Source organism: Cupriavidus pauculus, from assembly GCF_002858765.1.
Classification (GTDB): Bacteria; Pseudomonadota; Gammaproteobacteria; order Burkholderiales; family Burkholderiaceae; genus Cupriavidus; species Cupriavidus pauculus_B.
In genome coordinates this window covers 338,048-348,283 of the sequence record NZ_PJRP01000006.1, presented here as the reverse complement: position 1 = coordinate 348,283, position 10,236 = coordinate 338,048, and the positions used below count along the sequence as shown (strand labels likewise).

8 protein-coding genes are annotated in these 10,236 nt (G+C 67.6%); 1 reads left to right on the top strand and 7 read right to left on the bottom strand.

From position 1 onward, the window contains the following. Nucleotides 1-165: 165 nt before the first annotated feature. The 5 genes from CYJ10_RS15895 to CYJ10_RS15875 all read right to left on the bottom strand — a co-directional run bounded on the left by CYJ10_RS15895 (nt 166) and on the right by CYJ10_RS15875 (nt 6,653). Nucleotides 166-1,278: an acetoin dehydrogenase dihydrolipoyllysine-residue acetyltransferase subunit gene (locus CYJ10_RS15895; protein WP_101682433.1), complete on the bottom strand. Its 1,113-nt coding sequence runs from the start codon at nt 1,276-1,278 to the stop codon at nt 166-168. Continuing rightward, nucleotides 1,278-2,294: an alpha-ketoacid dehydrogenase subunit beta gene (locus CYJ10_RS15890; RefSeq protein ID WP_101682432.1), complete on the bottom strand. Its 1,017-nt coding sequence runs from the start codon at nt 2,292-2,294 to the stop codon at nt 1,278-1,280. Before CYJ10_RS15890 ends, CYJ10_RS15895 begins: the two co-directional genes overlap by 1 nt. Nucleotides 2,295-2,355: 61 nt before the next feature. After that, entirely contained in the window at nt 2,356-3,354 is a 999-nt protein-coding gene (locus tag CYJ10_RS15885; protein WP_101682431.1) for a thiamine pyrophosphate-dependent dehydrogenase E1 component subunit alpha, read from the bottom strand. Between the two features lie 70 nt (nt 3,355-3,424). Then, nucleotides 3,425-4,468, bottom strand: coding sequence for an ATP-NAD kinase family protein (locus CYJ10_RS15880; RefSeq protein WP_101682430.1), 1,044 nt, complete (start codon nt 4,466-4,468; stop codon nt 3,425-3,427). A 193-nt stretch (nt 4,469-4,661) separates the two neighbouring features. Continuing rightward, on the bottom strand, nt 4,662-6,653 hold the full coding sequence (locus tag CYJ10_RS15875) for a sigma-54-dependent Fis family transcriptional regulator (RefSeq protein ID WP_101682429.1): 1,992 nt from the start codon (nt 6,651-6,653) through the stop codon (nt 4,662-4,664). Nucleotides 6,654-6,980: 327 nt separating this feature from the next. Between CYJ10_RS15875 and CYJ10_RS15870 the strand changes: the two genes are divergently transcribed. Beyond that, nucleotides 6,981-8,576, top strand: coding sequence for an FMN-binding glutamate synthase family protein (locus CYJ10_RS15870; RefSeq protein WP_101682428.1), 1,596 nt, complete (start codon nt 6,981-6,983; stop codon nt 8,574-8,576). On the opposite strand, the gene CYJ10_RS15865 is transcribed toward CYJ10_RS15870, so the two are convergent. Together CYJ10_RS15865 and pcaD are read right to left on the bottom strand one after the other, a co-directional pair. Then, nucleotides 8,577-9,374 (bottom strand): YdcF family protein, encoded by a 798-nt coding sequence (locus CYJ10_RS15865; protein WP_257993353.1) that lies wholly within the window; start codon nt 9,372-9,374, stop codon nt 8,577-8,579. A 62-nt stretch (nt 9,375-9,436) separates the two neighbouring features. Continuing rightward, the gene (gene pcaD, locus CYJ10_RS15860) at nt 9,437-10,225 is read right to left on the bottom strand and encodes a 3-oxoadipate enol-lactonase (RefSeq protein ID WP_101682426.1); all 789 of its coding nucleotides are present in this window, start codon (nt 10,223-10,225) and stop codon (nt 9,437-9,439) included. Between the last annotated feature and the right edge of the window lie 11 nt (nt 10,226-10,236).

Here is a 10,236-nt window from a genome sequence, read left to right as displayed (position 1 = left end):
CATCGTGGGCTTCTACAACCCGGTGCGCTTGCATTCGACACTGGGCTACACGTCGCCAACAGACTACGAGGACAAGTTCCAACAGACCACCCTAATACCTGTCTGAAAAAACTTGACCACTACAGAGACCATCTCTGGCGAAGCAAGCTGCGGTCCACAACCGCCCTACCCCGCCAGATGCCCCCTCAGCAGCCCGTTCACCTCGCCGGCCTTTTCCATCTGGCTCATATGGCCGGCGTCGTCGAACACCGTGACGGTGGCGCCGGCCGGGGCGTTGTCCGCGTGGGCCGGTGGGACGACCTGATCCCGGGCGCCCCAGATCATCAGCGTGCGCTTGCCTGCCTCGGCCAGCTGGCGGCCCGGCTGCTCGCGCTGGCGGCCGTCAGCGAACAGGCTGGCGCCCAGTGCGGCCAGCGCCTCCGGCACGCCGTCAAGCCGCTTGTAGCGCAGCAGGTCGTCCAGCATCTGCCGGCTGACCAGATCGGGATTGGCGAACAGCAGTTCGATGACCGGCTTCAGGTCGCGGCGCGACTGCGCGTTGACAAAGCCCTCCGTGTAGCCGTTGTTGATCTCGTCGCCAAAGCCCACCGGCGACACCAGCGCCACCGACAGCACGCGCTGCGGGGCGTCCACGGCCAGTTGCGCGGCGATGCCGCCGCCCATCGAATGCCCCACCAGGTGCGCCTGGCCGATGTCCACGGCGTCGAGGAAGCGCGTCACGAAACCTGCCATCTCCGCCAGCGTCGTGCCAGCCAGGCGGGGCGTGGTCTGCCCGTGCCCAGGCAGGTCCAGCGCCACCACGGTGTACGTGTCCGCCAGCGGATCGAGGTTGAACAGCCAGTTGTCCAGATCCCCACCGAAGCCGTGGAGGAAGAGCACCGCTTCGGCGCCGTGGCCCCTGCGGGCGTAGCGGACGCGCAGGCCGTCGACCTCCACGAACTGATAGGCGGGGCCGGCCTCATCTTCATCCTCGTCATCGGCCGGCGTCTCATAGCCGGCGACATACGCGTCGATTTCCGCATCGCTGACCTCATCGGGTGCCAGTACGCCAAGCAGCGCCTTCACGGGCAGCACGTCGCCCGCTTCGGCCACCTTGCGCCGCAGCGTGCCGGCGTCGGGGGCCTCCACGGCGTTGGCGATCTTGTCGGTTTCCACATCAAGGATCGGCAAGCCCACGGTAATCCTGGCGCCGGTGTCGACCAGCCAGGCATTGATGGTGCCTTCCTTCATCGACAGGCCCCACTTGGGCATCACGATCGGGGTGATTGCTGCGGCCATCAGTGCTTGCCTCCCTTCATGGTCTTGCGCACGGCTTCCACGATGCGGGCCGCGCTGGGGATATACAGGTCTTCGAGCGTGGGCGAGAACGGCACCGGCGTATGCGGCGGGCAGACCATCTCGATGCCGGCCTTGAGCGCGCCAAACGCCTGCTGCGCGGTCTGGGCGGCAATGTCGGTGGCGATGTTGCAGCGGGGGCTGGCTTCGTCCACCACCACCAGGCGGCCGGTGTTCTCCACCGACTCAAGCACGGTGTCCATGTCCAGCGGCGACAGCGTGCGTAGGTCGATCACCTCGGCCTCGATGCCATCCTTGGCCAGCGTGGCCGCCGCCTCCAGCGCGCGATGCACCATCAGGCCATAGCTGACGATGGTCACGTCCTTGCCGTCCCGCGCGATATTGGCCTCGCCGAACGGAATCGCGTAGGCACCCTCGGGCACGTCGCCCTCCAGCCCATACAGGTTCTTGTGCTCGCAGAAGATCACGGGGTCGTTGTCGCGGATGGCCTGGATCAGCAGGCCCTTGGTGTCGTACGGCGTGGACGGGCACACCACCTTGAGGCCGGGGATATGCGTGAAGATCGGCGTCAGCATCTGGCTGTGCTGGGCCGCTGCGCGAAAACCCGCACCGACCATGGCGCGGATCACCACCGGCGTTTCGGCCTTGCCGCCGAACATGTAGCGGAACTTGGCGGCCTGGTTGAAGATCTGGTCGAAGCAGACGCCCATGAAGTCGATGAACATCAGTTCGGCAATCGGGCGCATGCCGCAGGCGGCGGCGCCGATCGCGGCCCCGACGTAGGCCGATTCGGATAGCGGCGTGTCCAGCAGACGGTCGCCGTGCTTGGCGTACAGCCCCTTGGTCACGCCGAGCACACCGCCCCAGGCGTCTTTCTCGCCATCGGCGCCTGCGCCGCCGACGATATCCTCGCCGAGCATGATCACGCTCGGATCGCGGGTCATTTCCTGGTCGATCGCTTCGTTGATCGCCAGCTTCATGCTGAGTTTGCGGGCCATGTTGATGTCTCCTTGTATTGGAATGGCTTGGATGCCCGGACGCTCGCGTCCAGTCGATCGATCAGTAGCTCACATAGACATCGGTCAGCAGGTCTTCGGGCCCCGGCAGCGGCGCGGCCTTGGCTTCCTGCACGGCGTGGTCGATCAGCGCGGCCACCTCGCGGTCGATGGCATCGAACTCGTCGCGCGTCACCACGCCGGCCTGGGTCACGGCCCGCGTGAACAGCTTCAGGCAGTCCTTGTTGGCGCGGATATCGTCCAGCTCCCCGGCGCCGCGATAGGTCTGGGCATCGCCCTCGAAGTGGCCGTAGAAGCGGACCATCTTGCATTCCAGCAGCGACGGGCCGCCGCCTTCGCGCGCGCGCCGGATGACTTCGCCCGCTGCCTCGTGCACGGCGAAGAAGTCGGTGCCGTCCACGGTTACGCCCGGAATGCCGAAGCCCGCTGCACGATCCACGTAGCTGTCGACGGCCGTGCCGTAGTCGCGCGACGTGGATTCTGCGTAGCCGTTGTTCTCGATGACGAAGATCACCGGCAGGTTCCATACGGCCGCCAGGTTCAGGCTTTCCAGGAAGGTGCCCTGGTTCGACGCCCCGTCGCCGCAGAACGTGATGCCCACCTCGCCCTTGCCACGGAACTTGGCCGCCAGCGCGGCGCCACAGACCAGCGGCGCGCCCGCGCCCAGGATGCCGTTGGCGCCCATCATCCCCCTCGACAGGTCGGCGATATGCATCGACCCGCCCTTGCCATTGCAGGAGCCGCCCTTCTTGCCGTAGATCTCCTTCATCATCGCCACCGGGTCCACCCCCTTGGCGATGCAGTGGCCATGGCCACGGTGGGTACTGGCAATGCGGTCGCCATCGTGCAGATGGTGAAGAATGCCCACGCCCGCCGCCTCCTCGCCGGCGTAGAGGTGCACGAAGCCGGGAATATCCCCCCGGCCAAAATCCACATGCAGGCGTTCCTCGAAATCGCGGATCGTCCGCATCTTGCGGTACACGGTCAGCAATGTCTCCCTGTCGAGGGGCAACTGCGCTGACTGCGAAGGGCTGGCGCTCATGGTCGTCTCCTTTGGTGGTGGTACTGCCTTGTAGTGGGTGGCTTGTGATGGGGGGATGACGGAATCAGGATCAGGTCAGCGCCGGTACGCTGCGCATCAGGTGTTCGCTCGCGGCATAGCGCATGCAGGCCGCCACGTCGATGCTGCGGAACGCGTGGTCGTGCAGCGTGACGGTGACCTCGTCGCGCGGCCCGAATGCCAGCTCGCGTTCGCCGTCCAGGGCGACGATGCCGGCGCGCTGGCGCACACGGTGCGGCCGGGCGTGCGCGATGCGGTGCCAGCCCGCAATCGGTACCGTGCAGAGCAGGCCCGGGGCAATCGGCGCGAGCAAATCGAAGGCGCCCTCGCCGGCCGGTGCCAGCTCGATGGCCAGGCCACCGGGCTCGCGCCGGCCCACCGGCTCCAGCAGCCCGGCGATGGCGGACAGGCCAATCGCCTGCGGATCGGCATAGGCCACGTAGACGGCGGCCAGCGTGTCGGCCCGCCATAGCGCACGGGCGCCGATGAACTGCTCGTGCGCGATCACGGCGTCGACCAGGGCAATATCGCGCCGGAAGCCGCCATCGGCGTCGCGAATCACGATATCGAGCCGCTTGTTCGAGGCCAGCGCCCGTCCGGCCGGGATCTGCCCGGTGGCGTACAGGCCGGCGGCCAACCCGGTGATGGTCGGCTCGCGCATTTCAGGGAAGGCGTTGTTGGTGCCGGTGGACAGCCCGGCAATCGGCACCGCGCCGCATTCGCGCACCACGGCGCGGTGCGTGCCGTCGCCGCCCAGCACGATGATGACGGACACGCCTGCGTCGGCCATATGGCGGGCGGCGTGCAGCGTATCGTCGACGCGCGCTGTCACCGGCATGTCGATGAACTCCACCGCCGGCAGGCGGGCATCGGGCCCCTGGTGGCGGTTCAGGTGACGGGTGAGCATGACGCGCAGGCCCTCGCGGTCCGGCATCATCATCACGCGGTCGATGCCGCAGGCCGACAGCGCGGCCAGCAGGCGCAACACGATATTGACGCGGTCAGCCAGCTGCAGGCTGTTGGCGTTGGCAATCACGCGGCGAATATCGCGTGCCGATACGGGATTGGCGATGATGCCGACCAGCGGTACTCCCATGGCCTGTCTCCTGTCGCTCTTGTCGTGACAGGGACATTGCAATGGGTGTGCCAAGGGGCTGGCGGCGGCGCCAGGGCCGGAAACAGCAGGAAATCGGCCTCGGGCCCACGGGATAACCCGGAGGCCGCACGCCGATCCGCAGGGTCAGGGTGTGACAGGTGTCACAGTACAGCTGTCCAGGGCTGGACAGTCGTCACGGCTGGCCGCCATCGCGCCGGTTGGGCGACGCGATGCCATACCGTTCCATGCGCCGGTACAGCGTCATGCGGCTGATGCCGATCTGCCGCGCCACCGCACTCAGGTTCCAGCCCGACGCGCGCAGGTACTGCATCAGCAGCATGGCGTCGGGCGGCAGCGCCTGCGGCGTGGCGTCAGCGCCCGCCTCAGCCGCCAACGCCGGGCTCGGCGTGCCGTCTTCCGCGAAGCCATCGGGCAGGTCGTCTGGCGTCACCACGCCGCCGTGGCAGATCGCACAGGCGTATTCGATGACGTTGCGCAGCTCGCGCAGGTTGCCCGGCCAGCGGTGGGCATGCAGCCGCTGGCGCGCGGTATCGGCCAGCGTGACCTGTCGCGGGCTGCGCTGGCCGGACTGGCCACCATCGCCATCGGCCAGCATCTTGTCGATCAGCCAGTCCAGGTCCTGCCGCTCGCGCAGCGGCGGCAACGCGAAGCGCGCCCCGTTCAGGCGGTAATAGAGATCCTCGCGGAACTGGCCGCCTTCCACGAGCGCGTCCAGCCGGTGGTGCGTGGCCGAGATCACGCGCACATTGACGGGCACCGGCCGCGTGGCGCCGATGGGCAGTACCTCGCCCTCGGCCAGCACACGCAGCAGCCGCGACTGCAGGTCGCGCGGCATGTCACCGATCTCGTCGAGAAACAGCGTGCCGCCATCGGCCTCCTGGATCAGGCCGCGCTTGCCGCGCGCGCCCGCCCCGGAAAAGCTGTTGGGCAGGTGGCCGAACAGTTCGCTTTCGATCAGCGTTTCGGGAATGGCCGCGCAGTTGAACGCCACGAACGGCTGGGCGCGACGCGCGCTGGCCTGGTGCAGCGCCTTGGCGAAATACTCCTTGCCGCTGCCGGTTTCACCGTGAATCAGCAGGTGGATACGCGCATCGACCAGCCGTGCCGCGCGCTGCAACTGCTGCTGCATCGCGGCGTCGCCGCCGCTCAGCGCCGCCAGGGCGGCCGGCAATGGTGCCGCGGGCTGGGCCTCGGGTCGCGCCTGCCAGCGCAGCGCGGGTGGCAACACGCTCAGGTACAGCAGCCCGCCGCTACGGTGCAGCGCCACCAGCCGCTGTTCGCTGGGCCGGGAATAGACGTAGCGCCCCAGATCCTCGATCCGAGCATCGAACAGCGTCTCGAACGACTGGCCCAGGACGGGCGTGCCCGGGCTTTCGCCCTCCAGCATCCGCCGGGCGCGGTTGTTGCAGCCGACGATGCGGCCTGCGGCGTCCAGCGCCAGCAGGTATTCGGGATTGACGTCGACAAACTCCGGCGCGACGTTCAGCTTCAGTATCCAGTCCCGATGGTGGACGCGCAGGAAGTTGGCATTTTCGATATGGGCGGCGTAGATCCGCACCATTTGCAGCGCCAGGCCCTGGCTGGCCTTGGCGTTGGGCGACGTGAGCGCCGAGATGTCCAGAATCGCGTTGAGCCGGCCCTGGGTGTCGAATAGCGGCGCGGCGGTGCAGGTCAGCGGGATATGCGTGGCGTCGAAGTGGTCGGCCTGGTGGACGGTCAGGGCCTCGCCCGTGACCAGGGCCGTACCGACGGCACAGGTGCCCGCGCCGGCCTCGCTCCATTCCGACCCCAGGTAGAGCCCGGCGTGGCGCAACGCGGCATCGGTATTGGCGTCGCCGATATAGTCGACGGTCACGCCCTGGGCATCGGTCAGCAGCACCACGTAGCCCAGACCGGCCACGTGGCCATACAGCGATTCCAGGCCGTGGCGGGCGATGCGCGCGAAGTCGTCGATGCGCTGCTGGTGTTCGCGCAGGCACGACTGCGGCACGATGCGGGCCTCCTGCATGCGCGAGGGGTCCAGGCCGTACTGATGGACGCAGCGCCGCCACGAGTTCTGGATCATGGCGTCGTGCCCGATCGGCGCGGCGGATTCGGCAGGCAGGGGCAGCCAGGTGGTGGCATGCACCACGGTCTCGATGTGCTCGCGTTGCCGCAGGTCCATCGCTGTCTCCTTGTCGGTCTGCGGGGTACTGTATCCCACTGCCCTGCCGGCGCAAACGCGGCGCTGCAGCATCGCGCCGCGAAATGCGTTGGGGGTCACGTCATGGCGGTTAATCGCATTATTGAAAGCCCCTGGCTTCCTTGCGCGCCCTTGCCTGCCGCCCCCTCCGCCCAACCACCCCGGCGTGGACCCGCCGTCTCTTTGGCAGTTAATGGCATTTTGTTGTCCGATTATCAAAACAACGTTTCCAGTGCCGATACTTCACTTGCATCCCGCCAAGCGCCATCATCCGGGGTTGCCCCAAAAAACCTGAAAAGAGTCCCTCTCATGTTCGAGCGTCGTTATGGCGCCGTGGCCCTCGCGGCCTGCGGCCTGATCGCCCTGACCGGCCTGGCGGCCACCCATGCCCTGTCGTGGTGGTGGGTCGCGCTGCCGCTGGCGCTATGCCTGGTGGGGGTCCACGACCTGCTCCAGCGCCGCCACGCCATCCTGCGCAACTATCCGATCTGGGGTCACGCGCGCTTTTTCCTGGAGTTCATCCGCCCGGAGATCCGCCAGTACTTCATCGAGGACGATACGTCCGAGGCGCCCTTCTCGCGCGCCCAGCGCAGCCTGGTGTACCAGCGCGCCAAGAACGAGGTGGATAGCCGCCCGTTCGGCACGGAATCGGACGTCAAGCGCCCGGGTTACGAATGGATCAGCCACTCGCTGGCCCCGACCAAGATCCCTTCGGCCGATTTCCGCATCACGGTGGGCGCCGACCGCGCCCAGCCCTATGACATCTCGGTCTTCAACGTTTCCGCCATGAGCTTCGGCGCGCTGTCGGCCAATGCCATCCGCTCGCTCAATCGCGGCGCGAAGATCGGCGGGTTCGCGCACGACACCGGGGAGGGTTCGATATCGCCGTATCACCGCGCCGAAGGCGGCGACCTGATCTGGGAACTGGGCTCGGGCTACTTCGGCTGCCGCCACGCCGACGGCAGCTTCGACCCCGACCTCTTCGCCAAACAGGCGGCCGACCCGCAGGTGAAGATGATCGAGGTCAAGCTGTCGCAAGGCGCCAAGCCCGGCCATGGCGGGGTGCTGCCGGCAGCCAAGATCACGCCGGAGATCGCGGCCACGCGCGGGGTGCCGATGGGTGTCGATTGCGTGTCGCCCGCCGCCCATAGCGAATTCTCCACACCGCTGGAACTGCTGCAGTTCGTCGATCGGCTACGCAACCTGTCGGGCGGCAAGCCCACCGGCTTCAAGCTGTGCATCGGCCATCCGTGGGATTTCTTTGGCGTGGTCAAGGCGATGCTGGAATCGGGCATCCTGCCGGATTTCATCGTGGTCGATGGCGCCGAAGGCGGCACCGGCGCGGCGCCGCTTGAGTTTGTCGACCATATTGGCGTGCCGCTGCAGGAAGGGCTGCTGCTGGTTCACAACACGCTGGTGGGCGCCAACCTGCGCGACAAGATCCGCGTCGGCGCCAGTGGCAAGCTGATCAGCGCCTTTGACATCGCCCGCACGCTGGCGATGGGCGCCGACTGGTGCAATGCGGCCCGTGGCTTCATGTTCGCGCTGGGTTGCGTGCAGGCGCAGAAGTGCCACACCGACCGTTGCCCGGTGGGCGTGGCCACGCAGGACCCGGTCCGCCAGCGCGCCATCGTGGTGCCGGACAAGGCCGAGCGCGTGGCCAATTTCCATCGTCATACGGTGCATGCGCTGCAGGAACTGCTGCAGGCGGCCGGGCTGCATTCGCCCGGCGAGCTGACCCCGCACCATATCGTGCGCCGGCTGTCGCCCAGCGAGGTCAAGCCGATGTCCGAGCTGTTCGATTTCCTGCAGCCGGGCGACCTGGTCAACGGCAACCTGCGTTTCAGCCTGTGGGAAAAGTACTGGCCGATGGCCCGCGCGGACCATTTCGGCATCCCGGTCTGATCAGTACTCGCCCAGCGCCCAGCCGCTGATATAGGCGAAGTATTCGCGCAGCCAGGCGTTGTAGCGCAGGTAGAGCGGCGTGGGGGCACCCACGCCGGTCACGGACGAGAAGCCAGCCTTGCGTGCGATGCGCTCGGCGCGCAGCAGGTGGAAGTCGCTCGTCACCACCACCACCGGCCCCGTGGCCGCCACCCCATGCTGGGCCAGCAGGCTGCGGCTGAAGCGCAGGTTCTCGTCGGTGCTGGTGCTGCGGCTCTCGCGGATCAGCCGATCCGGCGCAAGCCCCTGGGCGATCAGATAGTCGGCCATCAGGTCGGCCTCGGCGCATTGCAGGCCAAAGTCCTGCCCCCCGCTCACCACGATAGGTACAGCCGGCATGGCCGGCAGGCTGCGCGCCAGCGCGAGCGCCGTGTCGAGACGGGCTTTCAGCGTGGGAGAAATTGCACAGTGCGGCGTGCCCGAGCCGAGCACGATGACCGCCGCCGGCGTGGTCGCGCGCCAGGTGTCTGCCGTGGCGGCACTGCCGATGAAACGGAAGAACACCGCCACGCTGACCACCCACAACACGAAGGCGATCCAGCCGGCCCGCCACAGCCACTGCATGCGTGGCCGCGTCCGGCGCCAGCGGGCGATGGCGTCCCAGCGCAGGGCCAGCACCAGCGCGGCCAGCCCGATCAGGACCGGCAGCACCACGCCGAAGTTGAGCAAGCCCTTGCCCATCAGCATGACGCCATCGCCGAGCAGCACCGTGCCCAACAACGCCATGCCGATCCGCCACCACCGTCCGTTCATTGCCATCCCGAATCCGTCACCCTGTCCAAGGACGGGGATATTACAGCCCGGCGGGCGGCTGCCGATGGTCAGCCGGCAAGAAACTTCACCACTGCCTGCGAGAACCCGTCCACCTGCTGCAGGTTGGAAAGGTGCGCGGCATACAGCTCCACGTACTGCGCGCCCGGGATGGTGTCGGCCAGGTAGCGGCCATCGGCGGGCGGCGTCGGGATATCGCCCGAACCGGCAATGACCAGCGTGGGCGTCGTCATCCGGCCAATGTCGGCACGCAGGTCCGAATCGCGCACGGCCAGGCAATTGGCGGCATAGCCACGCGCATCGGTGGCGCTCAGCATGGCGCGCAACTGCTGCACCAGCTCGGGCTGCTGCGCCGCGAAATCGGGCGTCAGCCATTTGTCCACCACGGCGGCGGCGATCGATGCCACGCCGTCGCGCTCCACGGCGGCGGCGCGGTTGGTCCAGTTCTCGGGCGGGCCGATGTAGGCGGCCGTATTGCAGAGCACCAGCTTCTGCAGGCGGTCAGCGTGGTTCAGCGCCAGCCACATGCCCGTGATGCCACCCATCGACAGGCCGCAGAAATGCACGCGCTGCAGGCCCAGGTGATCGAGCAGCGCGATCACGTCGCCGCCCAGCTGGGCGATGCGGTACGGGCCCTCGGTCACGGCCGACTGGCCATGGCCGCGCGTGTCGTAGCGCAGCACCCGGAAATGCTGGGTCAGTGCAGCCATCTGCGGCTGCCACATCTCGAAGTTCGTACCCAGCGAATTGGACAGCACCAGCACCGGCAGGCTGGCATCGCCGTCGAGCTGGTAGTGGATCTTGACGCTGGACGGGGCGGACAGTTCGGCAAACGGCATGATCGGGCTCC